Source organism: Ferrithrix thermotolerans DSM 19514 (assembly GCF_900128965.1).
Taxonomy (GTDB): Bacteria; Actinomycetota; Acidimicrobiia; order Acidimicrobiales; family Acidimicrobiaceae; genus Ferrithrix; species Ferrithrix thermotolerans.
Window position 1 is genome coordinate 1 of sequence record NZ_FQUL01000019.1, and the last position, 26,511, is coordinate 26,511.

Annotated in this window: 21 protein-coding genes and 1 pseudogene; 15 read left to right on the top strand and 7 right to left on the bottom strand. The window is 50.4% G+C overall.

The features are described from left to right. A pseudogene (locus BUA24_RS07060) lies at positions 1 to 219 on the top strand (hypothetical protein); the annotation flags it as partial. 523 nt (positions 220 to 742) lie between these two features. Here the strand turns inward: BUA24_RS07060 and BUA24_RS07065 are convergent. After that, on the bottom strand, positions 743 to 2,041 hold the full coding sequence (locus BUA24_RS07065; RefSeq protein ID WP_272867294.1) for a nicotinate phosphoribosyltransferase: 1,299 nt from the start codon (positions 2,039 to 2,041) through the stop codon (positions 743 to 745). A 52-nt stretch (positions 2,042 to 2,093) separates the two neighbouring features. Then, positions 2,094 to 2,906 (bottom strand): prolipoprotein diacylglyceryl transferase, encoded by an 813-nt coding sequence (locus tag BUA24_RS07070; protein ID WP_072790512.1) that lies wholly within the window; start codon positions 2,904 to 2,906, stop codon positions 2,094 to 2,096. A 213-nt stretch (positions 2,907 to 3,119) separates the two neighbouring features. Between BUA24_RS07070 and BUA24_RS07075 the strand changes: the two genes are divergently transcribed. Further along, complete coding sequence (locus BUA24_RS07075) at positions 3,120 to 3,905, top strand: SDR family NAD(P)-dependent oxidoreductase (protein WP_072790514.1); 786 nt, start codon at positions 3,120 to 3,122, stop codon at positions 3,903 to 3,905. A gap of 386 nt (positions 3,906 to 4,291) precedes the next feature. Here BUA24_RS07075 and BUA24_RS07080 read toward each other — a convergent pair whose 3' ends face one another. Then, the gene (locus tag BUA24_RS07080; protein WP_084660296.1) at positions 4,292 to 5,251 is read right to left on the bottom strand and encodes a zinc-binding dehydrogenase; all 960 of its coding nucleotides are present in this window, start codon (positions 5,249 to 5,251) and stop codon (positions 4,292 to 4,294) included. Between the two features lie 629 nt (positions 5,252 to 5,880). Here BUA24_RS07080 and BUA24_RS07090 point away from each other — a divergent pair. The 5 genes from BUA24_RS07090 (at position 5,881) to BUA24_RS07110 (ending at position 11,179) form a co-directional block, all read left to right on the top strand. Next, on the top strand, positions 5,881 to 7,260 hold the full coding sequence (locus BUA24_RS07090; protein ID WP_218587434.1) for a cellulose binding domain-containing protein: 1,380 nt from the start codon (positions 5,881 to 5,883) through the stop codon (positions 7,258 to 7,260). Between the two features lie 164 nt (positions 7,261 to 7,424). Then, on the top strand, positions 7,425 to 8,843 hold the full coding sequence (locus tag BUA24_RS07095; protein WP_084660300.1) for a class II fumarate hydratase: 1,419 nt from the start codon (positions 7,425 to 7,427) through the stop codon (positions 8,841 to 8,843). Positions 8,844 to 8,917: 74 nt separating this feature from the next. Next, positions 8,918 to 9,382, top strand: coding sequence for a pyridoxamine 5'-phosphate oxidase family protein (locus BUA24_RS07100; RefSeq protein ID WP_072790522.1), 465 nt, complete (start codon positions 8,918 to 8,920; stop codon positions 9,380 to 9,382). A 37-nt stretch (positions 9,383 to 9,419) separates the two neighbouring features. Then, positions 9,420 to 10,097, top strand: a complete 678-nt coding sequence (locus BUA24_RS07105) for a dienelactone hydrolase family protein (protein ID WP_072790525.1) — start codon at positions 9,420 to 9,422, stop codon at positions 10,095 to 10,097. Between the two features lie 137 nt (positions 10,098 to 10,234). Further along, on the top strand, positions 10,235 to 11,179 hold the full coding sequence (locus tag BUA24_RS07110; protein ID WP_072790528.1) for an HpcH/HpaI aldolase/citrate lyase family protein: 945 nt from the start codon (positions 10,235 to 10,237) through the stop codon (positions 11,177 to 11,179). A 938-nt stretch (positions 11,180 to 12,117) separates the two neighbouring features. Here BUA24_RS07110 and BUA24_RS07115 read toward each other — a convergent pair. The 3 genes from BUA24_RS07115 to BUA24_RS07125 all read right to left on the bottom strand — a co-directional run bounded on the left by BUA24_RS07115 (position 12,118) and on the right by BUA24_RS07125 (position 15,340). Next, entirely contained in the window at positions 12,118 to 12,912 is a 795-nt protein-coding gene (locus BUA24_RS07115; protein ID WP_072790531.1) for a hypothetical protein, read from the bottom strand. 117 nt (positions 12,913 to 13,029) lie between these two features. Beyond that, a complete protein-coding gene (locus BUA24_RS07120) occupies positions 13,030 to 14,628 on the bottom strand; it encodes an acyl-CoA dehydrogenase family protein (protein ID WP_072790534.1) in 1,599 nt (532 codons plus the stop codon). A 52-nt stretch (positions 14,629 to 14,680) separates the two neighbouring features. After that, positions 14,681 to 15,340, bottom strand: a complete 660-nt coding sequence (locus BUA24_RS07125; RefSeq protein WP_072790536.1) for a class I SAM-dependent methyltransferase — start codon at positions 15,338 to 15,340, stop codon at positions 14,681 to 14,683. Positions 15,341 to 15,364: 24 nt separating this feature from the next. Here BUA24_RS07125 and BUA24_RS07130 point away from each other — a divergent pair, with 24 nt between their 5' ends. From BUA24_RS07130 to BUA24_RS07160, 7 genes are all read left to right on the top strand, one after another. Continuing rightward, a complete protein-coding gene (locus BUA24_RS07130) occupies positions 15,365 to 15,811 on the top strand; it encodes a DUF6941 family protein (RefSeq protein ID WP_072790539.1) in 447 nt (148 codons plus the stop codon). Beyond that, positions 15,808 to 16,317, top strand: coding sequence for a MaoC family dehydratase (locus BUA24_RS07135; protein ID WP_072790542.1), 510 nt, complete (start codon positions 15,808 to 15,810; stop codon positions 16,315 to 16,317). The genes BUA24_RS07130 and BUA24_RS07135 overlap by 4 nt, the downstream gene beginning before the upstream one ends. A gap of 233 nt (positions 16,318 to 16,550) precedes the next feature. Beyond that, entirely contained in the window at positions 16,551 to 17,642 is a 1,092-nt protein-coding gene (locus tag BUA24_RS07140; protein WP_245790348.1) for a type IV pilus twitching motility protein PilT, read from the top strand. A 65-nt stretch (positions 17,643 to 17,707) separates the two neighbouring features. Next, positions 17,708 to 18,586: an MBL fold metallo-hydrolase gene (locus BUA24_RS07145; protein ID WP_178138745.1), complete on the top strand. Its 879-nt coding sequence runs from the start codon at positions 17,708 to 17,710 to the stop codon at positions 18,584 to 18,586. Positions 18,587 to 18,893: 307 nt separating this feature from the next. After that, positions 18,894 to 19,445, top strand: a complete 552-nt coding sequence (locus BUA24_RS07150; RefSeq protein WP_072790552.1) for a dTDP-4-dehydrorhamnose 3,5-epimerase family protein — start codon at positions 18,894 to 18,896, stop codon at positions 19,443 to 19,445. 69 nt (positions 19,446 to 19,514) lie between these two features. Beyond that, positions 19,515 to 21,281 carry an AAA family ATPase gene (locus BUA24_RS07155; RefSeq protein ID WP_072790555.1) on the top strand — a complete coding sequence of 589 codons (1,767 nt, stop codon included), beginning with the start codon at positions 19,515 to 19,517 and terminating at the stop codon, positions 21,279 to 21,281. Positions 21,282 to 21,437: 156 nt separating this feature from the next. Further along, entirely contained in the window at positions 21,438 to 22,517 is a 1,080-nt protein-coding gene (locus BUA24_RS07160; protein ID WP_072790558.1) for a DUF4115 domain-containing protein, read from the top strand. Between the two features lie 219 nt (positions 22,518 to 22,736). On the opposite strand, the gene BUA24_RS07165 is transcribed toward BUA24_RS07160, so the two are convergent. Beyond that, positions 22,737 to 24,821 carry a S9 family peptidase gene (locus BUA24_RS07165; RefSeq protein WP_084660298.1) on the bottom strand — a complete coding sequence of 695 codons (2,085 nt, stop codon included), beginning with the start codon at positions 24,819 to 24,821 and terminating at the stop codon, positions 22,737 to 22,739. A gap of 133 nt (positions 24,822 to 24,954) precedes the next feature. Between BUA24_RS07165 and sufB the strand changes: the two genes are divergently transcribed. Further along, positions 24,955 to 26,352, top strand: coding sequence for a Fe-S cluster assembly protein SufB (sufB, locus tag BUA24_RS07170; RefSeq protein WP_072790560.1), 1,398 nt, complete (start codon positions 24,955 to 24,957; stop codon positions 26,350 to 26,352). The last annotated feature ends 159 nt before the right edge of the window (positions 26,353 to 26,511 follow it).

Consider the following 26,511-nt stretch of genomic DNA (forward strand, 5'->3'; position numbering starts at 1 on the left):
CATTTAGGCATTGCACTCATGACTCCAGCTGATGTCCATGAGGGATACGCCGAAGCCATCACCGAAAAACGAGACGAGGTTCTAAATGGCGCCTATCAAAACCACCCCGAGCGCTTTGTAAACAAGGTTCCGACCCCACCCACCCTCAACACCGAGGTCTGGATCAACCGACCAAATGACGAGGAGATGAAAGAGAGTCCTTCCCTGGCCGGAAGTTAACGTTTTGGATATTAAATTGATAACTACTTCGTGCACTTTCTGTAGAGACCTTCCGTCATCCCTTACATGTTTCCGTGGACTCATGAACGGAAAGGCCTGGTAGTGCAAGGTGGTAATTTCTGCCAAACCCTTTTTATAACGTCTTTCGATGTTTTGCTAATCAGCAAGATAGTGTCCAGATGTACTTCCTGCGCTGAAGGTTGGGTACAGCCTGTCCTGGCGAGTGTCATCCTAAGAACTTCTATATTTAGGCTTTACAAAATAACTATCCCAAGGTCCCTCGGCTCGCTATCGTGAGTTAGGGACTTAGTCCCGAGTTCGAGGATCTCCAATGGAGCAACCACCGATCGCCTAGGGCGTACCTTATTGACTAAAGAGCTAACTATAAGTTGTCAGGCACTGTCAGCGTCTGAATCGGAGATCGCTGGGATCTCTCGATTAGAGATGTTCCTGTAACTCCCTGCTTCCCTGAAATCCTCGTCTTTACTCTCATGTCCTTGTAAAGTGATCTCGTTGTGAGGACCTAGTTTTGAAGTGCTACTGCGGTTGTGTAGGGACCTTCAGGCTGTAGCTCGGTCCGAACTTGTTCTGGTAGCATATTTATCAGCTCAAGATGTCGCTGGCGAAGCCGGCTAACAGGGGTTGGCCTCACGGCGTCTTTGCCCTCAGTTATGATGGGTATTTGTACTTGATCCGCAGGACTCCAGCCCCTGGGTCCTCTTTGGTGTGGATCTATGATGAACTCACCTCGCAAAATTCCGTTATCGTCGTAGCGTCTTATAGCATCCTTGACTCCGCCTTTGGAACTCTTTGACGGGGAGGTCTTTGCAACTGCCCGATATCCCGACCCTCCGTCGATAGCTACCAATTTATAAACAAAGTTAGCGCTTGGATATCCCGATCCACTCACAAGACGTGTTCCCACGCCAAAGGCGTCAGCGCACGTTCCTGAAAGATCAGAGAGAGCGTACTCGTCAAGATCTCCCGAGAGCACGATCTTTGTATTCTTGGCTCCCAAGGAGACCAGGCGCTGCTTTGCTCGTTCTGCCTCATACTTTAGATCGCCAGAGTCTATGCGGATTGCTCTAAGACCAGGACCAAAGATTGAGACTGCATTTTCAATACCTTGATATATGTCGTATGTATCTACAAGGACGGTTGTCTCGGCGCCGTAAACTCTTTGTTGCGCTCTAAAAGCCTCTAATTCATTGTCGTGCGCCAGTATCAGAGCGTGTCCCACGGTACCTTGGGTGGGAATGCCGTAGCGACGGCCAGCTTCAAGGTTGGATGTAGCGTCGAAGCCACTTATGTAGGCGGCTCTAGCTGCGAGAACGGCGCTCTCCACTGCAGTGCGCCTACTTCCCATCTCGATGAGTGACTTCCCTCTGCTCACCTGTACCATTCTGCTGGCAGCAGAAGCAACAGCAGTTTCGAAGTTAAGGGTTGAAAGGATAAGTGTCTCTAGGATTAGAGCCTCTGCAAATTTAGCTTCGACTCGAAGAACGGGAGAGTTTGGAAAGTACACTTCGCCGTCCCTATAACCCCAGATAGATCCACTGAACCGAAAGTTTGCTAAGTAGTCCAGCGTATCTTTGGTGAGAGGTGTATTGGATTCCAGGAATCTTAGTTGCGCATCTTTGAACTTGAAGGATTCGATCGCCGCTGGAAGAGCTAAGGTGCCAGAAACGACTCCATAGCTTCTAGATGGTGGCAACGTACGTGCGTAAACCTCGAAGCAACTTGCTCTATGGGCAACGCCAGATCTTAGCGCTGCTTCTAGCATAGTTAGCTCGTATAGATCGGTATTAAGGGCTGTTGAAATGGTCGCTAAATTCCTCTCTGTCTATCGTTAGGTCTTCCATCTGTAAGGAAAGCTAGCCCGCTATGGCCTGGGAACTCTGTTCTGACTCGCTACTTATTGCGTGTCCAGTCGATCTGCGCCGTATTTGCAGGTAGGTAAAGCCCATGACAGATAATACAAAGAGAATGATGGAGAAGACTTCGACGGCATCCCAAAGCCTCGGCACGGCAAGCCAAAGATATTCGTCAAAGAATCGTTCTATAGACCAAAGCGCCATTCCCGAAAAGACCAAGGACCCAATCGGATAACACCTACTTGTAAATACCTTTTCTAGCTGTAGAAGTATCACAAATACCGTGAAGTCTTCGATCGATTGGAATATGGGAACCGGTATGCGGTATCCGACCTGCCCTGCGTATTGCAGGCCGTACCAAGCATTCGTAGGGTGTCCGCCACCTTGGTACATCAACTGTGGCCCAAGAAGACGCCCCATGGACCATGAGGCCATCATGACAGGGGCAGCTATGTCTGCTGTTCGTAGTAAGGGTGTGGTAGTCCGATACCGGTGCATAAAGAAAAGTGCGGCAACAAGTCCACCTCCTATCCCGCCAAATGAAGATAGGCCTCCGTGCCATATGAGTGGAACCTGGACTGGATTCTGCAGGTAAAAAGATATATTGGCGATTACGTGAACGACCCTAGCGCCGATAATTGCGGACGCGATTATCCAGATAAATCCGGAGGTCAACCACTCGGAGCTTTGACCGTTTGACCTAAGTCTCTTCACCAGATAGGAATAGCCGAACCAAGAGGTAATAGCCAGTCCAATGCCGTAAGTATGCACCAAGAGTGGTCCGATGTGGAACTCCACGGGAATGGGTTTCATCTGCTTTTGCCCTTCGCTAACCTATTGACCATTATACGTGACAACTCCGTGCAATGGCCTATGTGTGCTGGCAATCTCTCTAGTGGCATCTAGGCGTTTATTTATCTGGCGTTGAAATCGTGTGGACTCATCGCCCTTTGTTGATTTGTGAGGTCTTCTTTCATTAATTTTTGTCTATTATTCCACTTTGACCTTACTATGGAGAGGGAGCAGATGCCAGAAGAAGCGTTGCGTGATCATACACTTAACCTTTTTTCACTTGCTGATGAGACATTTATGGTCACCGGAGCCTCCTCTGGGCTAGGTGTAGAGGCTTCAAGGATACTGCACCGATTCGGAGCCAAGTTAGTGCTCGTTGCCCGAAGAAAGGATAGGTTAGAGCGCCTATCTGAAGAACTGCCAGGTTCGGTGCCGTATGCGTGCGACCTCTCCGAGTCAGCGGCTATCGATAAACTATGGAAGTTTTGCGACTCAGAGGTTGGGTTGGTCACTGGATTAGTCAATAATGCTGGAGTGTCTCATGCTGCTAGTGCTCTTGATGAGACCGACGAAGAGTTTCGAGCTGTCGTCGAGGTCAACCTAAATGCCGTGTTTTCGATGTCGCGTAGGTTTGCGCAGCGTCTAGTTGCTGTACAGAGGGCTGGTGTAATAGTAAACGTTGCATCTATCTTCGGCATCGTAGGCTCTGGACAGGTTCCTTTAGCCTCATATTCGGCTTCGAAGGCCGGTGTTGTAAACCTCACTCGTGAGTTGGCGATTCAGTGGGCGAGACACAGCATTAGAGTTAACGCTGTTGCCCCGGGATGGTTCCACTCTGAGATGACGAGTGAAATGTTTGAAGACGATGGTGCGATGCACTGGATACAGCAGAGAACCCCACTTGGTCGCCCAGGGAATACAGGGGAGTTGGACGGAGCGTTTATTTATCTGGCCTCTAGAGCTAGCAGTTACGTTACCGGGCAGACCTTAGTCGTTGACGGCGGTTGGTCTACCCTCTGATCTCACGGTATCGACCCTCATGGCCCTTTAGGTGCGTTTTGCCATCTGATGCCAAATGACCAATAGCTCGAAGCATGTCATGCCAACGTTGCGTTGTAAGACGTGTCGATTGCAAGTGCTAGACAACCACCACTATGAGGAGACGTAGGCTTTTGCTCGGATTTCCGCAGAGAACTGATGTGTGCTGTAGGTGGGTACAGACTGAACTGTTTTGCGCGGCTTTCCGCAGAGAACACTAGGGGTGAGGTTTCGGTATTCTTAGAATCGGTCTCCTAAAATTTTGGTGTTGAACTTCTCTGCTCCGTCCTGGCCGAAGCTAGTGAAAGGCACGAAATTGTGGTGGCTTAGTCGCTGCGCTGGGCAGCTCTAAAGGCGATATCTCGTACCTAGTCCCAGGTCAAGATCACCTTCCCTAGCTTGCCACCGACCCTAAAGTGTTCGTAGGCGAGCGAAACGTCTTTGTAGGAAAAGGTGCGATCTACTACGGGTGCTATCGTGCCGGAGTCGAGAAGGTGGGAGAATCTCTTGGAGAAGGCTCGAGAGAGAGTTGCCTTCTCGGCAGTAGACCTGTTACGCAGGGTAGAGCCGCGAATCGTTCCTCTTGTTGCCATAAGCGCTCGCAGGTCGATGTCGGTTGTTGCTCCGGCGCCGACGCCGATTACTACTATGCGACCGAGCAGGTTTAGTTCTTTCAAGTTGTTCTGTAGGTTTTTTGCTCCCACGAGTTCAAGTATGACGTCGTAGGGACCAGAACCTTGGAACTCTTCTTCCGCCAAGACTTCACATCCTAGGGACTCAACCTTAGGTCTGAGTTCTTTGTTGCGAACGGTGGCGGTGACGTGAGCCCCTGTTGACTTGGCAAGCTGTATTGCGGCCGTTCCAACGCCGCCAGCGCCTCCATGGATGCACACGCAATCACCCACAGAGAGATTTGCTTGGTCAAATAGGGCATCGAAGGCGGTAAGGAAGGTTTCGGGTATCCCTCCAGCTACTTCTATGGGTACGTTTTTGGGGACTTCAATTACGTTTGAGAGGTCGGTGCATAGATATTGGCACTGCCCACCACTGCCCACGATGCCCATTACTTTGCGTCCAAGAACCCCTTGGTCGACTCGTTCTCCGACCCCTACTATCTCGCCAGCAAACTCTAGACCGACGATGTCTCGAGGCCACCCCAATGGGGACGGGTATAGTCCCCGAATCTGAAGCAGGTCTGCTCCGTTAATTCCTGATGAAAGCACCTTTACAAGCACCTCGTTGCCTACTGGAGTCGGCTTTGGAACCTCCCTAAGCTCGACCGTTCCATCCCCGATAGACGTAACCGCTAGCATCTCAGCACCTGACACAGATCCTCCTCGTTATCTTTCTCTTCTCTAAAATTACTACGAACGCCTTAGCCTACGACCCTATCTTTGTTATCTTGGAGGTTGGTTTGGTCTCGTGCAAAATCTCCTGACTCTAGGGGCGAAGATACAACGTTTCACAAGCGACCTCCAGCACCTCGGTCTTGATGGTTCTCCAAGGGACTTCTGTACGTTACATGTTTTGGTCAGAATCTTTGTTTGCCACCGTGAACTTACCTGTGTTGGTCATTTCGGGTCAGATCCATTGCGAAGTTGTGGAGTAAGACGTATTGGAAGATGTCTATCTCTGATCTCTCGTTCGATCAAGTGGCCTGGAAACAGGGTTCGAGCAGCCAAAGCACACAAAGCTATCTCCAGTTGGGACGAACTAGCCAATAGCGCTCTGTTATTACATCGAGTGGTCATGGAGGTATTGATCTAATAATTGGGACTGTATGTAGTAAAACACTTGCTTATGGTTCGAAAAAACCACTTATGATGACTTAGTTACCCAATAAATATCACAATGAGTGAAAAAAGTTCCGTAAAGCGCTCAAGGAAATTTTCTCGTTAGTCGAAGCAAGACCATGACTAAATCTTTCCCTCTTAGAAAAAGTTCTTGGAAAAAGGCTGTGGCCATAGGCTCATCAGCCCTTACCGCCGCAGGGGTGCTTGGTCTCCAGGTCTCCTCTCCTCTATCTGGCGCAAAGCTATCATCGGCCTCCGTTCAAGTGGCCCCCTATGTGGACATGACGCTTTGGCCGTTGCGAAATCTATCTCAGATCGCTACCGACTCGCAACTGCGAAGCCTAACCTTAGCATTTATCGTCTCAAACAAGGGAACTTGTTCTCCGTCTTGGGGTAATTACTACCCTGTGGGTCAAAATAATGGCTCATTCCTGAGCAACATCAGCGGTTTCCAATCTATGGGTGGAAATCCGATCATCTCCTTTGGAGGGGAAGCTAATCAAGAGATGGCTCTCGTCTGCCCCTCGGCCCAAGCGCTAGAGCAGCAGTACCAATACGTCGTCGATCACTACCACGTCTACAGTTTGGACTTTGACATCGAAGGTACTGCCCTGAATGATCAAGCCTCCATACAGATGAGAAATGAAGCGCTGGCGATGCTGCAAAGAGATGAAGCGGCCATGGGTCACAACATAACTATCTCATATACGTTGCCAGTAATGCCGTGGGGACTTCTTTCGAACTCCTTGTATCTCCTAAATAACGCCGCAGCATCGGGCGTGAACGTCTCGGTTGTCAACGTTATGGCGATGGACTACGGTCTTCCTAATCCTCAAAATCAGATGGGCAACTGGGCTGTTCAGGCTGCACAGGCTACCGAGGCGCAGCTAGCGAAGATATGGCCTCAAAAGAGCTCTTCGGAGCTTTGGTCTATGGTGGGTCTAACTCCGATGATCGGCCAGAACGATCTTTCGGGGGAGATCTTCACCCCGCAAGACGCGTCTCAGGTGTATAACTTTGCTGTCTCTCAAGGTCTTGGCAGGCTTTCCTATTGGTCGGCTGAGAGAGACTTCGAGTGTAGTGGTGGTGCCGACGTCAACTCAAATACTTGTTCTGGAGTTGTGCAGTCCCCTTACGAGTTTGCGTCGCTGTTTATGGGCGCAACGACCACAACGCAGCCTCCATCCACGACCACAACGCAGCCGCCATCCACGACCACAACGGTTGCGCAGGAATCGAACGCAACTTTGTCGGTGACGGTATCTAGGAATAGCACCTGGTGGGGTGGGTACAGTGACTACGTCACTCTTACAAATAACTCGTCCTCTAAGGTTCAAGGATGGAAGGTATCGTTCTCCTTAGACGGAGCCAATGTGGCGGATCTCTGGGATGGGGTGGTTTCTGAGCCAAACCAAGGTAGCTATCAAGTTACCCCGGCCTCGTGGAACCAGGTGATTGAGCCAGGAGGCTCGGTGAAGTTTGGATTTGTCGTAAAGTCGGACAGCAAGGTAGCGCCAAATATTGGACCGGTTGTGTTGAACTAATAGGTGAGTTGGTTTCAGGTAAGTTCCGCTCGCAGATGCGACTATGGCCTCATGAGTTCCGGAAGGTTCTCATGAGGCGTTTCTTTGCTGTTGGGCTTGTGAGCTATTTGGACTTTCTCCTCAGGAGTTGGATAGTCCTTCAATATCAGCTAGTTTTGGACCCGATGAGTAAAGATGACAATATCGACAATAGTGACGCTGCCATGAGTTTTAGAACAGAGCATGACTCAATGGGAGATGTAAAGGTGCCAGCCTCAGCGCTTTGGGGGGCTCAGACTCAACGGGCTGTAGATAACTTCCCCATATCCAATCTCAGGCTCTCAAGATCAATGATCTGGGCTCTAGCAACGATCAAGGCAGAGGCGTCGAAAGCTAATCAACAGCTCGGTGTTATCGATTCTGATCTTGCTGTTGCGATCAGTGAGACGGCGGATGCGGTAGCAGAAGGTCGTTATGACAACCACTTTCCCGTAGATGTATTTCAGACAGGATCGGGCACGTCGTCAAATATGAACATGAATGAAGTTATTGCCCACCTTGCATCGGCACAGCTTGGGCGGGATGTGCTTCCAAATGACCATGTCAACGCCTCTCAGTCCTCGAACGATGTATTTCCAACCGCCATCCACCTAGCCTCAGCCTGGGAGATCAAGACGTCGCTCATCCCCTCGTTAGAGGAGTTAGAAGACGCTCTCCGAGAAAAATCCGTTGAGTTCTCCGAGGTGGTAAAGGCGGGTCGTACCCACCTAATGGATGCAACTCCGATAACTTTAGGTCAAGAGTTTTCTGGGTATGCCGCTGCCGTAGAGTACGGGATCGAACGCCTGCTTGGCGTGTTGCCTAGAGTCTGTGAGGTGCCTTTGGGTGGTACTGCCGTTGGAACAGGACTCAACGCACCGCGTCGCTTTGCAGAACTCACAGTAGAGGGACTTGCCAGGCGGACGGAACTTCCGATGATAGAGGCGCGAAACCACTTCGAAGCTCATGGGTCCAGAGACTCTTTGGTGGAGCTGTCAGGAGTGCTAAAGACAGTGGCTATCTCCATGTACAAAGTTGCAAACGACCTTCGTCTCATGTCATCAGGCCCTATGTGTGGCTTGCGGGAGATCCACCTACCGGATCTCCAACCCGGTTCCTCGATCATGCCGGGAAAGGTCAACCCCGTCGTTCCAGAGGCTGTTTGTCAGGTGGTGGCAAAGGTGGTTGGTAACGATGCGACGGTGAGTTTTGGAGGGGCAGCAGGCACCCTTGAACTCAACGTAATGCTGCCGGTGATTGCTCTGTCATTGGTGGAGTCGATAAAACTACTTGCTTCGGTGTCAACTACTTTGGCGTCGAAATGCATCCTTGGGATAACGGCCGATGAGGAACGTTGCCGACACTACGCACTCTCTTCTCCATCAATAGCGACGTCTCTAAACCCTTACCTAGGTTACGAGACTGTAGCTCGCATCGTGAAGCGCTCTTTGGCGGAAGGGGTTGATCTGAGGTCGCTGGTGCTAGAGGAGGGACTCATGTCAGAGTCAGAGGTGGATCGGATATTGAATGTGATGGCGATGACGCAAGGTGGCATCCTAAAGTAAAGGCTTTGGATCCAAGTCTCTAAACCTTGTAGCCCCTTTTATCCAGCTGATTTACGAAGGGAGTTGATGTTAGGATGCCTTCACGCCGAGATCTGATAAAGATGTCAGAGTCAGAGGTGTTGCAGTTTCTTCATGGTGCTAGAACTATGTCTTTAGCTACCATCTCTGCCTCTGGTCAGCCGCACCTAGTTGCAATGTGGTTCATTGTCAACGAGAATCGGCTAGAGTTTTGGACCTTTGCAAAGTCACAAAAGGCCGTCAACCTTAGGAGGGATCCGAGGGCAACTGTTCTAATTGAGAGCGGTGAGACATACTCTGAACTACGCGGAGTTGAGATCGCCGGCACTTGTGAGCTTCTCGATGAGCTCGGCGAGGTGGATAGAATAGGTACGGCTCTCTTCAGACGTTACATGGGTGACGATGCATCGTCTTTGCAGCGCGAGCAGTTTCTAGCCTCAGCACCCAAGAGGCTTGGCTTCAGGCTTCATCCTTCAAGAGTGGTTAGCTGGGACCACACAAAGTTACAGGGAATTTACTGAAGTGACGCCTTGGTCACTGTGATGGTAAGATCAAGCTATGGGTAACATGATAGAGTACAAAATTAATGGGTCCACGACCCCAGGATACCTTGCTGAACCCCTGTCGGGCGAAGGACCCGGAGTGGTTGTAATACAAGAGTGGTGGGGGTTGGTCGATCACATAAAAGATGTGTGTGACCGTCTTGCGGCTCAGGGTTTCTTTGCTTTGGCCCCCGACCTTTACAAGGGTCGAGTCTCCAGTGAACCCGACGAGGCGGCCAAAGAGATGATGGCTTTGAAGATGGACGAGGCATCAAAGGACATGTCTGGTGCTGTCGAAGAGTTGATCCGTCGTACAGGAAAGGATGGAGTAGGAGTAATCGGATTTTGTATGGGTGGGGGCCTTGCGTACGTACTGGCTTCTAAGAACCCTCACGTAAAGGCGCTGGTGCCCTTCTACGGGGTCATTCCTTGGCCTGATGCAACACCTGACTACTCAAAGATTGAGGCGGCCATTCAAGGTCATTACGCAGAAAAGGACGACTTTGCTTCACCAGAGATCGTTAGAGATCTTGAATCTAATTTGAAGGGGCTAGGGAAGACTGTAGAGTTCTACATCTATCCCGGAACGCAGCACGCGTTCTTCAACGATGCGAGGCCAGAGATATACGATGCGACAGCGTCTCGACAGGCCTGGGACAGAACAATTGAGTTCCTGAAGGATCATCTGGGGTAGCTATCTTCTCTCCAGGTTATCCTTTGATCTCTCCCCAAATGCGCCTTGTACTGGCGCCGAGTATTGAAATGGCTTACTCTGCGCTGTACTCATACTCATGAAGACTGAAGTAAGTAGATAAGAAAGAAGAGTCAAAAGTGTCAGAAAGATCTCGCAACCTTCCTAGGCGTTCGTGTCTCTCGTCTCCTGGATCAAACGATCGTTTTTTGCAAAAGGCGGTTTCTGTTCCAGCTGATATGTCCTTTTTAGACCTTGAAGACTCCGTTGCGCCTTCCGAAAAAGCTGCTGCTCGCAAGAAGGTGGTGGAAGCTATTAGGGATCTGCCGTGGGACGATCGTGTACTTTGTGTCAGGGTCAATGCTTGGGATACCCCTTGGACCTATCAAGACGTCGTCGAGGTGGTTGGCAACAGCGGTATGCGTCTCGACGAGGTCATGCTGCCGAAGGTTCAAAGTGCATCTGAGGTGGTTGCACTAGATCTTCTTTTGACACAGGTCGAAAAGAACGTCGGACTTCCTGTTGGACATATAGGCATAGAAGCCCAGATTGAGACGACTCGGGGGCTTATCGAAGTCGAGAGTATATGTGCTTCATCTAAGAGGCTCGAGACCGTGATATTTGGTCCAGCGGACTTTGCTGCGTCGATGGAGATGCCAGTGCTTACTGGTGGCGTCCAGATTCCTACCTACCCTGGAGATCACTTTCACTATGTGTTCTCGAAGATTCTCATGGCCGGACGTGCAAATGGTCTGCAGGTGATCGATGGACCCTATCTCAAGGTCAGAGACACGGATGGTCTGATCGACTACTGCAAACGTACAGCTACTCTCGGCTACGACGGAAAGTGGGCTCTGACACCTGACCAGGTTGAGGTGATCAACTCCGTATACTCTCCCACTCAAGAGCTTTTCGATCGTGCTTGGGACATCTTAGAAGCTTACAAAACTGCAACTGAGTCAGAAGGTAAGGGGGCAGTCATGTTTGGCGATGAGATGATCGATGAGGCGAGCCGGAAGATGGCAGCTAAATTTGTTGCGAGAGGAGAGCGTGCAGGGAGAAAGAGAAGCTCTTCATCGAGCTAGCTTCGGCTTTGGAGTTCTGTGAGGTACGTCGATTTAGGACAACCCTTATCTTTGTGAGCGAGCTCAGAGATCTATATAAAGAAGAACTGGAAGTCGCGGAGTTCGAGGTCTACGACATAAAGTCACCTATTCGGTATCGTCTTTACTCTGATCCGAAGATGAAATAGCTCAACATGCATTGACTTTTCGTGAACGAACAGCTTAGAAGCGATCTAACTTATTACGGCAGACACTCTCCCACGGACGTTATTTTCGCTGCTAAGACCAGATATTGGACGTTTGTTTTGACAGTGGATACTGTGCATTTCTTTGATAGCCCTCTGGTACTTATAGTCACAATGTATGGGATCATGGTGTGACTGATTCAAGCTATCCGCTGTGACACGAGTGTGATAGTGTAAAGGTCAAAGGGTCCCAACTAATGAGCGACAGTGTCCTTTGACGGTTTGGACGAGCTCACCTATGGAGCAAGGACTCCTCCGCCGGGCTGTTTCCTTTCGGTGCCAAGCACTTAGTCGAAGTTACCCGAACGAGCAAAGTTGGCGTGGGGTTGGATGAACTCAAGTAAGTTAACGACCGGAATCAGTAAATGGTCAATGTTGCTAATGACAGTCGTCTTTGGTGAAATTACAGAGCCCTTCAATCATGTTGAAGGTAACCTGCGTCGAACCTCCGGCGAAGGCCCTCCTTAGTGGCACATTCGATTTAGAAAACTTTGTACCCATTATTTTCTTGGGAATCGCTCGCTTATGGGAGTGGGGAGAATTAGAGATCAAGTAAGTTCAAAGATCGATTTTGCCTCGATATGTCGAGAGATATTTGGATCTGTACAGGAGAGACCTAATAGACGAACTCATCCATGTTGAATCCCTCACTTAGTTGACGGAACTTCTGAGAAAAACTGCTCGAGCCACGCAAGAACTTGACTTTTCGACTTTCTATGAAAGCTTTTTCACGCCTTCGCCAAGGACTAAGACTATCGCACCAGCTGCAAAGAGTGCCACATAGAACGTAGTAGCTGGTCCACCAGCGGTGCGGAGTACGGCTGATGTTATCTGCGCCCAGCTAAAGGCGACTTGGGGAAGAATGTAGCTTGGCACAAACCAAAACACTATTGCATCTATAGCTGAGGTACCTATAAGCCACATGCCAACCTTTCTGAGCACTGCTCCTGGACTGGGATGAATGATCAGTGAGAGAATGAGCATAAGTGCAGCTAGAGCGATAAATAATCTTTCTAGCTTGCCTGCTGCCTTTGCGTATCCGCCTAGATTGGGGAGAGCAGATCCAGGAATATTGATCGCCAGACCTTGTTGTGCGATTGTCTGAGCGACCTGCGGAGAATACGGTGCCACTTGAGCCGCTATCTCTTGAGAGAACGCGGCTCCACCTAAGGTGATCGGACCTGTGTTCACACCGATCAGGTGTCCTTGGGCAGTGTTCATGGCACTTTGAAACTCTGCATCTACTTGGGGATTGGCCAAAGCCTTGGTGATAATTTGATCGAGCTGCGCCTGGGATATTACTGTATTGCCACCGAAAAGAGGAAGCAGTGCAGTTCCTAGTGCTCCTGCCATGGCGGAACGAACGGCACTGTTTTGTACAAGTTGGGAAGTCGCTTGTCCCAATCTGCCTGGCTGTAAGAAGGATAACTGTGTGAGGTGTATGAAGGTCGCACCCCACCCGAACAGTAGACCGATAGTTAGAATCAAGCTGCCTAAGGTTTTACGCATGGCTCCTCAAGTGTTATATGCCCAAGAGTAGGCTACTGCCACTACGCTATCGGCACTTTAGTGTGCAATACTTAGCGTGTTGGCAGAAACTTCACTACTGTAGTTATCCTAGGGCGTTTACTTGGGATCCAACAACCTCTTTGCTATGACCTTTAGGGAAAGGGTTTCGTCGGCTCCTTCGAAGATTGATAGAACTCTAGCATCGACGAATAGGCGACTAACGCTGTACTCCTCTGCGTAGCCCATTCCTCCGTGTATCTGCATGGCCTCTCGTGTTATCCACTCAGCGGTGTTGCAGACGTGTGCCTTTATCATCGACGCTTCAAGCACTCCCTCCCCTTTTGCCATGAGGGTTGACACATCGTATGCGAACTGGCGGGCTGCCTGAATGTGTGCTGCCATCTTTGCGAGCTTGACTTTTGTTAGCTGGTACTCTGACACACTCTTGCCGAAGACTTTTCGATCGGACGCATATCTCAGTGCCTGCTCGTAGGCTGCCTGCATCACACCGATCGCACGCGCTGCGGTTTGAATTCTTCCGTTTTCGAACCCCTCCATTTGGAAGTAGAAACCTTTACCCAGCCCTTGCTCGCCTCCGACGAGACTATCGTTGGGTACCCACCAGTTCTCGATTGAGAGCTCGTAAGAGTGCATTCCTCGATAGCCGAGGGTGTCGATGGCACGGCCCTCTATCTTTCCAATAAGATCAGCGCGAGTTGGGTGCGGCTTTGTAAATCGAAAGGCATGACCTGGGAACCTCTCTTTTTCGATGATGAATAAAGATAGTCCTCGGTGAGCCTTCGTGCGATCAGGATCGGTTCTGGCTAATAGCATGAGGACATCGGCTCTGCCCGCAAAGGTACACCAGGTCTTGACGCCGTTGATTAACCACCCCTCGCCATCGCGAGTCGCTGTAGTTTTTATGTTAGCTACATCTGAGCCGTAGTCTGGTTCAGTTACTGCGACAGCGTTCATGATCTCCCCGGATGCAAGCTTGGGTAACCACCGCTGCTTCTGTTCTTCAGTCCCACCGCGTAAAAGCGCTCGAGTTAGGATCTCAGGTCTGGTGATAAGGGATCCACCTGCCCCAAGCGAACCTCTTGACAACTCTTCCGTAGCGACTACCATTGCCAAGTAGTCGTTTCCCCCGCCAGTTGCAAAGCCACCGTAAGCCTCAGGTATTGAAAGGCCGAACGCTCCCATCTCTCCAAGTTCAGATATGATCTCCTCAGGAATGTCTAGGTTGCGGCGGTGAATCTCGTCTGCTACTGGGAATAGTTTCTGTTCTGCGAACCTTCTAAAGGTGTCTTGTAAAAGTTCAAACTCAGCGTCTAACCCTCTGTCACCCTGAGTCTCAGCCAGCTGAGAAGTAAAGTTGGGGTTCCCGTACCTCCTCCTGAAGGCAACCATGTACTCATACTCGTTAGAGGGTAGATCAAATATGTGTTCGTGCTTTACCGCCCCCGAGATTATGGTGTCGACCACATCCGCAACGAACACCTGAGCCAATTTGAGCTGCGTCGAGCCTCTTCGTGCATAGTTTAGGGCGCTGTTTGAAGCCTGAACAGACGCTGCGGTGTGCGCCAGCTCGTAAGCTAAGACCTGGTCATATTCAGGATCTACTGCAGCTTGTCTACACCGAGTTAAAACTCTTTCAATGTGGTAGTTGCACGAAGATACGACGTCTTCAAGCTCTGACAACTCTGACTTTTCCATCTCCATAGTTTAACACAGGTAGGGTAACTACAGAGTGTCGTACGCATCCGTGTTAGAGGTGCTGTGCTACTACCGTTACAAGAGGGGGAAGAACCACGGTTGTGATCTCACCTTTGCCACTATCTGTCATATGAGACAAGTATTCGATCTCTGGTCCTCGTCGGTAGCCAACAGGGGCCTCGGCCCACATATCTTTCAGATCGACGTCAAGATCTCCTAAGAGGTGTGGAAGATCAGCGCCGATGTCAGGCCAAAGAATTGCTTCTGTATCGGCACCTATGGGCTGTCCATCTACCCTTCCGGCGGTAGTTACTGGCTCCTGAAGAACGATCCAACCTCTGGGTTTGACGGCCGCTACCATCTGTTTGAGAGCGTCTTTGGGCTTAGACACTCCGAGGAGTAAGAAGCGGGCGAACACGAGGTCTACCTTCTCGGGCAAGGCCAGCTCTTCAGCTGCTTGTGTGATGGCGATTACCTGAGAAAGTAGACTGGCACGAGCGGCCATCTCGTCTCGTCGGCGTGGGTCGATGTCAACGGCGTAGACGCGACCGTCTCTGCCCACCTGAGATGCCAGAGCCACGGAGACGTCTCCGTTTCCTGCTCCTACATCTGCGACCCTCCACCCCGGACCTAGACCAACGCGTTGTAAGGCTGTAAACAATGGTCTTCGATAAACATCATCTCTTAACTCGTATAAGTCGGTTAACTCCACAGATGCACGCTAGCTTGGAGGATTGTGAAAGCAACCATACTTCTTTGTGACTCGGCGCTAGTAGCCGAAGGAAAACTGTTCATACTTGGTGGCGGCTGGTCCTTGACCGGTCCGGGGCTGGCGCCGATGGCGATAGCTCTCAAGTTAGACGTGGCATGGGGCGAGACTCAGGATATGCACCACTGGGAGCTTTACCTTGTCGATCAAGATGGGAACTCGGTGGTATTTGACACTCCCGAAGGTCCGCAGCCAGTCGAGGTGAGAGGTGATTTCCAGGTCGGTAGCCCCCAAGGCGTTCCTCCAGGGGCGGATGTCCCGGTGAACATAGCGGTAAACCTAGGTCCATTGCCTCTTCCTCCAAACGGTCGGTACACATGGAGGCTGAGTGTCGATGGTGAGACCAATGAATCGTGGGAAGCCTCATTCTCGACAAGGCCATCCGAAGAAGGTCAGCCTCAAGGGATCCTATGACGACTTACGAAAGGAGCTTTGGGCGAGCGCTAGAAGACTTTGTGGTGGGCGATGTCTATCGACACTGGCCTGGAAAGACGATTACCGAGTATGACGATCATCTCTTTTGTATGATCACCATGAACCATCACCCCTTGCACACCAACTCCTACTATGCGGAGCACGACAGCGTCCAAGGAAGGAACGTCGTGGTAGGGAATCTGGTCTATTCACTAGTACTTGGGATGAGTGTTCCAGATGTATCTGGATCGGCCATAGCCAACTTGGAGGTGGAGTCTTTAATCCACAAGAACCCTGTTTTCCACGGTGACACCATCTACGCAGAGACTCGGGTGCTTGATGTCGTCGAGTCAAAATCGAGGGAAGACCGGGGTGTAGTGACTGTCGAGACGAAGGGTTTCAATCAAGACGGTCTTGAGGTATGTTACTTTCGACGCAAGGTAATGGTCTACAAACGCGAATACATTCCGCCTCGAAGACGTCCTTACCAGGATGACATATGGTAGCAGTGTTAGCTACTCAGTGGACTGCGTTATGAATTTCTTGCGATAGGTCTCAAGTTTGTGCCGACTGAGACGATCTAACCTACGCAAACGGATTGAAGATGGCGCAGGTTTGACTCCCCCGGACCTTGCGCCATTTCATCCGGATTTCAAATTACCGCCGTTGGGCAAAGGGTCCACCTCGTTGAAGTAAGTTCCGACTTAAGTAAGTACCTCGTGGCGGTCGATGTAAGATTGTGAATCCTTTAGAACAATTAGATTGTTGGCTTGCTGAACTTTTGGAAAGGCATGGATCGGACCTCCACCTAAAGGCTCAAGCTATCCCCAGGATAAGGGTTAATGGAGATCTTTCGGTGTTGGGAACCCAATCGGTATCACCAGAGGAGACGATGTCCATAGCCAGATACTCCATGGGTGAGGAGCTATGGGCAGGTTTTGTTCGTAGACACGAAGCGGACTATGCCTACAGAAGGTCAGGGTTGGGTCGCTTCCGCGTCAACGCCTTTTTACAGAGGGGATCTGTCTCGATGGTCTTTCGGGCAGTAAGTACCAACCCACCCACGATCGAAGAGCTCGGTCTTCCAGAGTCAATAAGAACTCTAGCTAATGAACATAGAGGGTTGATATTGGTCACAGGTCCCACCGGTTCGGGCAAGTCCTCCACTTTAGCTGCGATGGTGAACCATATAAATGCAACCAGGAGTGCTCACATCGTAACCATCGAAGATCCTCTAGAGACCTTGCACCAGGACAAAATGTCTATTGTAAATCAACGTGAGATCGGCTTTGATACCCACGACTATTCAACAGCGATGCGTGCTGCGATGCGACAGGACCCGGACGTGATCTTAGTGGGTGAGATGAGAGATCTGGAGACCGTTACTGCAGCGATTCAGGCTGCCGAGACCGGGCATTTGGTGCTCTCTACGCTCCACACCACCGGTGCGGCAGAGACGATCCTAAGAGTGGTTGACTTCTTTCCGCCTCATCTGCAACAGCAAATCCGAGTCTCTCTCGCAGGTATCTTGAAGGGTGTAGTATGTCAACGTCTCGTTCGAACTAAAGACGGTCTGTCTCGGGTCCCAGCCCTCGAGGTTATGGTAGCGAACGGTCGCACAATGCAGTGCGTAGTTGATCCTCTAAAGACCTACGATCTTCGGGAGATTATCAAGGAGGGTGCTTTCTACGGCATGATGTCCTTTGATCAGTCGCTGAAAGCTCTGTATCTGGGTGGTGTCATATCGCTAGAAGATGCGATGGAGAACGCAACAAACCCTCACGACCTGAAACTCGCTATCGGGGAGACTGAAGAAATGGCACCTCTGTGACTGCAGTCACCCAATCTAGATATCTAGTTATAGGTCTTGGCTATCTTCTAGGTGAGATGTTGTCTGTGAAGTTTTATGGAGTTCGTGGATCTTTCCCCTCCCCGGGTTCCAGTACAAGTTTTTACGGCGGCAATACCTCTTGTGTGGCGATCTACGACGCTGAATCTAAAAACACTGAAGCAGTACTGCTGGACGCCGGTACCGGAGGATTCAGTGCATCCAAAGAACTCTTTGATAGGGGCGTGAGGAAACTACACGTCCTTCTCTCCCACTTGCACTTAGATCACATCCAAGGGCTCCCATTTATGAATATGTTGGACTCGTTAGAGTGCGAGGTAATCGTCTATGCCTCTAAAGAGTATGCGCCACTGGAGGATGTATTAGCGCCTGTGATGTCACCTCCATACTTTCCCGTAGCACCTAAGCAGCGAAGCGCAACATTGAATTACCTAGAGGTTTCTAAGGCCTTTGAGCTTAGGGGTATGGGGCTTGAGGTCGTGCCCTTTCCTATAACCCATAGCGATCCAGCTCTTGGCTATCGAATAAACGCAGAGAACGCATCGCTAGTGTACCTAACAGATCACCAGTGCGGGTCAGACTTTCACTGCGTCTCAGACGATCTAATCCAGTGGGGCAAAGGTGTCGATCTGTTGGTGCACGATGCGCAGTACACCTCCTCGGAGTTCATCTCCAAATCCAACTGGGGTCACTCTACGTACGAATTTGCAGTAGATGTGGCGGAAAAGATGCAAGTGAAGGAGTTGATCTTCTTCCATCACGACCCAGAACGAAGCGATGTTGAACTTAGTGAGATCGTGCAAGGTTGGAAAGCGGCGGACCGTAACTTTCGTATCTCAGCAGCTAGAGAGGGTCTCGTCGTAGATATGATCCGCCCGTCTTTTGCAAAGGCGCTCAACTCCACATCAGCCATTACTCAAGGGTGACAAGAGCCTCTCGATCTACCTTGGCCTTCAAGGATCATTTACTTATCCTCCGAGTGTCGTTAGGGGATAGTTAGCAGGAGTTGAGGTTCATAGTTTCCCGACAGTCATAGTAAGACAATAATTCGATACATCTCCTCAACGTTGGGTTAGACCGGCATTGACATGTGTGAGCCGTCACAACGAAGCTGTGCATTTGGTCGGCCGTTATGATCTTACCGTAATGTCCCTCCGTAATACACCTGCTAACGGCGGCGGAGAGCACTTGGATGATAGTTTGTTGACGGTTAGGTAATGAAAGGTGTAACAAGTGGCGGAAGTCTCTGCTGTAAGTGAGATAGAAGGTGTTTACATCGTCACCCCCCAGAGGTTTGAGGACGATAGGGGGGTCTTTGCGGAAACGTATAGGCGTTCCTGGTTTCCCGAAGGTCGAGAGATGGTGCAAGGATCTAGGTCCGATAAGGTCAAGGGATCCTTGGTTGGTCTACACTACCATCTACATCAGGCGGACTACTGGTATGTCGTATCTGGGAAAGCACAGGTCGCACTAGTGGACATACGAGTAGGGTCACCGACTGAACTAGGGGTATACCTAGTTGAGTTGGGCGACGACAACCTCAAGGGGCTTTATATTCCTCCTGGAGTTGCACACGGTTTTGCTGTCGTTGAGGACATGGTACTAACTTACCTCGTAGATGGCTACTACAATCCTAATGACGAACTTGGTGTCAGGTTTGACGACCCGTCATTGGGCGTCTCGTGGGCGATATCTACTGCAGTTGTTTCGCAGCGTGACCTGTCAAATCCGCTCTACGCAGATATCAAAGACTATCAAAGACCCAGGTATGGTCTACGCACCTAAACGACTACCTAATGTGGTACAATGAAGTTTCATTGAGCACCCAAAGTGGTAAACGTAGGGAGTATCTACATGAAGACGGGTACGCAACTTTCAGATGAGTTAGAACCAGACGATATTGAGCGGGCTCGCCGAACTTCTTCGGCGGGTCGAAAGTTGATTTGGATGTTTTTGCTGTCTGCGATGCTAATCCTATTAGTGCTGCGAGATGTCTACCGTGAGATCTCTGGGGAGGGATTGAGTTTTGCGATTCACATCCCGACGTTCGTTACGCCATATATTCCAGCTATTGTCTTGGTCTTTGTGCTGCTTGCGGTTGTTGTAGGTCCCATGTTAGGACTTGGTAGATCGCCTCATCGTCTAGTTCGTCCGTCGGAGATCGACGTTGACTCCGACGATATGCTAGGAGCGTCCAGTACCGTAGAGATGATCGAACAGTTACTGGAGGAGTACAGAAACTTCCAGGTACTTAGTGACCGCTATGGGGCCACGCCTCCGAGGGCGGTGCTCTTTGAGGGGCCTCCAGGAACGGGCAAGACCATGGCAGCAAAGGTGATAGCCAAGAGAGCGGGAGTTCCGTTCCTGTTTGTCTCGGGGTCGTCTTTCCAGGCTATGTACTATGGCCAAAGTGGTAGGAAGGTGCGTTCTTACTTTAGGGAGCTAAGAAGGCTTACGAGACGCTATGGGGGCGCTATCGGCTTTATCGAAGAGTTTGACGCAATCGGTTCGGCGAGAACTAACATGGGGGTTTCCCAGGGCGCTGATGGCGTGACCGGAGTAGTGGCAGAACTTCTTGTGCAGCTACAGTCCTTTGAGCACAACACGATTGTAGAGAGAATCGCAGTTAAATTCGGCATCTTGTCAGCCTCGAGAAAATCACCTAGGTTTCTCCTTGTTGCGGCGACGAACCGTGCATCAGAGCTAGATCCTGCTCTCATCAGACCAGGCAGGTTTGACCGCTCAATCCACTTTGATCTGCCCAATGTTCAGTCCCGAAGAGAGATTGTCTATGGACTTGTTGAAAAACGAGTAGGACAAGCCACCGCCGCGTCTTTTCAGCCAACGATAGATAGGGTGGCGTCCATGTCAGGAGGACTCTCTCAGGCATCACTATATCGTATGGTGGAGGAGGCGGGAGTTATAGCTTTTCATGACGGTAAAAGACCTCTTTTGGAGCAAGACCTATGGAACGCTTTTGCGCAAGTTGCCTTAGGGCGAAATAGTGGTGTTCCCTATAACGACTTTGAGAAACTGGTTGTCTCGGTTCATGAAGGTGGACACTGCTGCTACCGCTGGTTTGGTGGTGGCAAACCAAACGTGTCACTCGTGTCGATTTTAAAGCGAGGAGAAGCGCTAGGTTTGACTGCGTCTCACGGAGAACAAGATACCTATCTGCTATCCCGTGACGACATGTTAGATGAGATAGCTGCCTTGATGGCGGGCATGGTGGCGGAAGAGATGATCTTTGGGGATGTGACCTCAGGATCTAGTTCGGACCTTAAAAGGGCCACCTCCTTGGCTATGAAATACTCGACGAACTTGGCGATGGGTCGATCCTTGATATCACTTGGCGAAATAAGTCCACAGACGGAGGCCGCAATTCTCACCTCTGAAGGACCCGTTAGAGACGAGATAGAGTCGATTTTGCGAGCCGGTAGAGAACGCTCATTTGAAGTGCTGTCTAGATGTTCGAAGGAGTTGTGGCGGCTAGCTATGAAGCTATGCGAGGTTGAGGAGTTGGATGTTCGAGATCTCACTGAGGTACTGGGTCCAAGGCCAAATAGCGCTCGCTCGATAGATGTATCGCAGTTTGAGTCCTCAAGGCGAAGCCAGAGCTAGGCGGCGCGCTCATCGATCTTTAGACAGCTAGTAACTTCTCAAGAAACTTTGAGAACTGTGTTGTATCCTTTTCTTCTTAAGAGACTTCAACTCTAAGCGGATTTCGCCGCGGCGCTAAGATATCGATAGACCAGTTTATGAAAGAGAGGGTCACTCGTGACGGCAATTTTAGTTGTTGCCATTATCGTACTGCTTGTGGGGGCAGTCTCTGGAGCGACCATGTCCGCGCTAGGCAAAGAGCGCAAGTCTATCGAGTCCCATAAAAAGATCCTCAGTGTTATGGAGGACCTTGCATCTTCGAACTCAATTTTAAAGGAATCTAATGAACCGGAGGTGTCGAGGAGGTCTGACCGTACAAGATCACACGTAAGAGCAGTAAGGCCGGTAAGGGATGGTAAGAGTCCAACCGTTGGTAGTTCCGTAGTTTCTGAGTCGCTGTCAGGTGCTGGGATCCGAAAGGGTCGCGGCCGACTAATAGGGTTGCATGGAGACAGGTTCGTAGTTGAGGAAGCTGAAGAGGATCCCAAGACCCTTCAGATACCTATAGTCGACTTGGAAAGACCAAGGCAAGCTTTCGTGGGGGCCGAGTCGCCTGCTACCGATGCGTTACAACAAAAACACGATGTCAATAACGGAGGTGGAGGACCCTCTCCGATAGTGATAGACGATGAGCGTATCCCTGATCTAGAAGAGATGAGACAAGGGACGGTTCCTCAGCACGCTTCAAGATCTTCACAGGTGAGAATCGGCTCGGTTGTAGTGGCCGTAGGTTTAGGGGTAATTGGGGTGTCGACCGTTGTATTCAAGGTCGCCACTGAGAAGCATTCGACCGTATCATCAGCTACTCAAACTCAAAACACCACGGCACGGTCGCAAGTAAGCAGCTCTTCTACGAAAAAAAAGCATCGTGTAAAGTCGACAACGACGACAACTTCTCCTCAGATCTCTCCAGTATCGTCGAACTCCTTAGGCGCAACCTATCAGGTTCCCTCTGGCACGCTAACTATCCAACTGACTGCGTCGGCCCCTTGCTGGGTTGAACAGTCAAACTCGCCGTATGGAAAGCTGTTTTTTGCCCAGACGTTGGCGGCGGGTCAAACTCAGACTTTGACATCCACAGCACCAATTTGGATAAGAACCGGAAACGTAAAGGCGCTCTCCATCAAAATAAACAACTTGCCCGTTGTGATCTCTGCACCCCCAGGAACATATAACTTTACCTTCAACGCAGGTTAGTTCCAAAGAGCGATCTTTCCCCAACGTTATCTCTGTCCTGATGGGATCGGGTTCATCAACTTGCTACTCGGCGAAGTGTACTCTCAGCAGCTAACCCTATGTGTTCTTTGCCCAGATGAGACCGATACAACTCTGTGGGTCGGCCTCTTTGGTGTGAGAGTATGGTAGGGCATGGGTTCAACTCCTCTTATCACAAGAAAGAGGAGGAGTTCGCCAAAATCACTTGGTTATGCTAACAACAAACGCCAGCACGGAACTTTCATCCCGCCACGCATCGTATCTTCCAGTGGGTCCCATGTGACCGGCTCCCATCTCGACCTTGAGCACGGTGGGCGCTTTTGGAGTTACAGAACGTATCTTGGCGACCCACTTAAGGGGTTCCCAGTACGAAACACGCGGGTCATTGAGCCCCGTACTTACGTATAGAAACGGGTAGACCCCCTGATCACGGTAGTTGTCGTAAGGTGAGTACGACAACATAGTCTCGTAGATCTCCCTACTTTCAAGTGGATTGCCCCACTCCTCCCACTCTGTAACTGTAAGCGGTAGGTCGGGATCTGAGATTGTGGTCAGGCAATCCACGAAAGGTACCTCTGCGATCACTCCCTTGAACAGATCCGGCCTAAGGTTCAGTACAGCTCCCATCAGTAGCCCCCCGGCGCTCCCGCCCCTTGCCACGAGACAATCTGGTGCAGTATAACCTTCTGCGATTAGATGAGTTGCGCAGGCGACAAAGTCGTGGAAGGTATTGGATTTCTTTTCAAGCTTGCCGTCCTCGTACCACTTGCGTCCTAGCTCTCCACCTCCACGTACGTGGGCAACCGCAAAGATGAAGCCCCGGTCCAAAAGAGACAGTCTTGATACGGAGAAGGTCGGATCTATGGAGTGTTCGTATGATCCGTATCCATATAGCAAGGTAGGTTTTGGTTCAGAGAGGTCGAGGTCGACTCTATGGACAAGAGAGATGGGAACCCGTACTCCGTCGTGGCTGGTGGCCCATAGCCTTTCAGATGAATAGTTCTCGCTGGAGAACCCTCCTAAGACGGGCTGAGCCTTTATGAGAGATACGGAGTAGTCTTTGAGCGATATCTCAAATATCGATGTCGGTGTGGTGAACGATGTGAATCCGTAACGGAAAAACTCGGTGTCGTACTCCGCATTGACACCTGGCCAGAGTGTTCCGAGAGGGTCTGGGGTCGGAATCTCGTGCACAGCCCTGTCAGCTACCGAAACTAGCTTGATCGATAAGTGTGCGTCGCTACGAAGCAAGACTGCAACATGGGTCTTGAATATCTCGATACCTTCTACCTTGTCGTGGTCCGAAAGTTCGATGTAGTTCTCCCACGTCAGATCTTTATCTGGGGCGTAGGGGTTACGCTCATCGCTGATCAACACGGAGAAGTCGACCCGGTCCCTATTAGTTACCATAAAGGTTGCTTCCTCGTGGGTGTCTATCGAGTACTCTACCCCATCTCGACGAGGCATGAAGACTTTGGGGGGAGACAGAGGCGACTCCGAAGGAATGAGTAGTTGTTCTGTCGTGGTTTTGGACTGGCTGTCTATTACTATGAAGCGTTCGTCCGACGTTTTGCCGAGATCTAGAAAAAATCTCTCGTCTTGCTCTTCATACACCAGCTGGTCCTGACTTTGAGGGCTTCCAATACGGTGACGGTAGATTCGGTAGGGACGCATAGTATCGTCCGGCGTGATGTAGAAAATAAATTTAGAGTCAGCCGACCAGACGATACCGTAGTAGGTCTCTGAAAGTACGTCGAAGGGTCTGTAAGCGTCTTCAGCAGCTGCTACGTTGAGCTGGAATACCTCAGAGCCGTCGAAGTCAACTGAGTAAGCTATCAGCTTGTGATCGGGCGAGATCGATGACGTTCCGATTGACATGTAGTCGTGGCCCTCTGCGATTACGTTCTCGTCCAGGAGAACTCGCTCCGTGTCTTCTTGGCTACGCAACCTGCGGCAGTGAATTGCGTACTGTTTTCCTTCTTCGGTACGTCCGTAGTACTCGTATGGCCCCTTGGCGGCTGGCACAGACATATCGGTTTCTAGAACCTTCGATCGGATCTCAGTGAATATCTCGTCTGCGAGCCCCTGTAACTGAGCCGAGACTGCCTGGTAGTAGGTGTTCTCGGCCTCGATATAGTTCTTGGTGTCAGGGTCGTCCTTGTCCCGTAGCCAGTAGAAGTCGTCTACTCTTACCCCGCCCAAACCTTTGAGTTCTGTCGGTATCCGTTTTGGGGGACGTGGGGGGTTTAGCCCAGCCAAAGTGTCTAGGAAACTGTTATTTTTCACAACTAGATCCTAAATGGTAAACGACCAAACTATATCTTCATTAGTACTATATCGATAGTGCAAATTAGGTGCATAAGGACTACAATGTTTATAACGCAGAGTGCTGTAGGTCCGAAGCGGTGAGGAGGCACTAATGGCAAATAGTTTAGATCTAGGTAAGTACCAGCTTGGGTGGGCAGACGTAGAGGATTACGTATTTAAGCCTAAAAAAGGGATCTCGGAAGAGATAGTAAGAGAGATGTCTGCCATGAAGAAGGAGCCGACATGGATGCGCGAGTTTAGGCTACGTGCGTTGGCCAACTTCTTCAAACGACCAATGGCACCTTGGTTTGCGGTTAACATGCCAGATCTGGACTTCTCTGATATCTACTACTACATAAAACCTACAGACAAGCAGGTGAATGCATGGGATCAGCTCCCAGACTCAGTCAAGTCGACCTACGAAAAGCTTGGGATACCGGAGGCAGAGCGGAAGTACCTAGCGGGTGTCACAGCTCAGTACGAGTCCGAGGTTGTGTATCATCGAAACCGTAAAGAGCTCGAGGACCAGGGGGTTCTATTCTGCGACATGGATTCAGCCCTCAGGGACTACCCCGATCTGGTACGGCAGTACTTCGGTACGGTAATCCCCCCGAACGACAATAAGTTTGCAGCTTTGAACTCAGCTGTCTGGTCGGGTGGTTCGTTTATCTATGTTCCACCAGGGGTAAAGGTAGAGATGCCTCTTCAGGCCTACTTTCGGATAAACGCTGAGAATATGGGTCAATTCGAGAGGACTCTGATAATTGCAGATGAAGGATCTCAGGTCCACTATATAGAAGGTTGTTCAGCTCCTGTATACACTACAGATTCGCTGCACTCAGCGGTTGTTGAGCTGATAGCAAAGCCGGGTGCCCGCATAACGTATACCACAATTCAAAATTGGTCTACGAACGTCTACAACCTTGTCACTAAGCGTGCCAGAGCCGAAGCCGAAGCCAGGGTGGAGTGGATAGATGGAAACATAGGTTCCCGGCTGACAATGAAATACCCTGCAGTTTATCTCGTGGGTCCAAAGGCGTCAGGTGAGGTTCTCTCCGTTGCCTATGCTGGAGCAGGCCAGCATCAAGATGCTGGAGCAAAGATGGTGCACGCAGCTCCTGAAACAACATCTACGATCGTTTCTAAGTCCATCTCTAAAGACGGTGGTATCTCGACCTATCGTGGACTGGTCCATGTAGACGAAGGTGCCAAGGGCGCAAAGAGCTACGTACGCTGCGATGCACTGTTGCTCGACGACCACTCGATATCAGAGACGAAGCCTTATATGGAGGTAAGTGAGAGAGACGCATCAATCGGTCATGAAGCGACCGTGTCTAGGGTCGGCGAAGACCAGTTGTTTTATTTGATGACTAGGGGACTTAGCGAACCCCAGGCGATGAGTCTTATCGTAAATGGTTTTATCGAGCCAGTTACAAGAACGCTACCTATGGAGTACGCTGTCGAGTGGTCACGGCTAATCGAGTTGCAAATGGATGGTTCTATCGGTTGAGGTTGCTCTAGTGGTACGTCGAAGAACTAGAGTTGAGTAGCCTATACGCTCGTGGATAGTCCCTAGTGCGCGACCTTCTTACTTGTGTTGGTAATTAGGGCTCAACTTGGTATGCGTGAAGCTTCTGCAAAGGTGTTTTGGAACTTGTTCTAGAGCGGC

What these genes read in the sequence shown, in the direction of transcription:
- BUA24_RS07100 (WP_072790522.1), top strand. Translation starts at nt 8,918, where the DNA reads ATGCCTTCACGCCGAGATCTGATAAAGATGTCAGAGTCAGAGGTGTTG.
- BUA24_RS07115 (WP_072790531.1), bottom strand. Translation starts at nt 12,912, where the DNA reads ATGCGTAAAACCTTAGGCAGCTTGATTCTAACTATCGGTCTACTGTTC.
- BUA24_RS07070 (WP_072790512.1), bottom strand. Translation starts at nt 2,906, where the DNA reads ATGAAACCCATTCCCGTGGAGTTCCACATCGGACCACTCTTGGTGCAT.
- BUA24_RS07095 (WP_084660300.1), top strand. Translation starts at nt 7,425, where the DNA reads ATGAGTAAAGATGACAATATCGACAATAGTGACGCTGCCATGAGTTTT.
- BUA24_RS07135 (WP_072790542.1), top strand. Translation starts at nt 15,808, where the DNA reads ATGACGACTTACGAAAGGAGCTTTGGGCGAGCGCTAGAAGACTTTGTG.
- BUA24_RS07105 (WP_072790525.1), top strand. Translation starts at nt 9,420, where the DNA reads ATGGGTAACATGATAGAGTACAAAATTAATGGGTCCACGACCCCAGGA.
- BUA24_RS07120 (WP_072790534.1), bottom strand. Translation starts at nt 14,628, where the DNA reads ATGGAAAAGTCAGAGTTGTCAGAGCTTGAAGACGTCGTATCTTCGTGC.
- BUA24_RS07155 (WP_072790555.1), top strand. Translation starts at nt 19,515, where the DNA reads ATGAAGACGGGTACGCAACTTTCAGATGAGTTAGAACCAGACGATATT.
- sufB (WP_072790560.1), top strand. Translation starts at nt 24,955, where the DNA reads ATGGCAAATAGTTTAGATCTAGGTAAGTACCAGCTTGGGTGGGCAGAC.
- BUA24_RS07075 (WP_072790514.1), top strand. Translation starts at nt 3,120, where the DNA reads ATGCCAGAAGAAGCGTTGCGTGATCATACACTTAACCTTTTTTCACTT.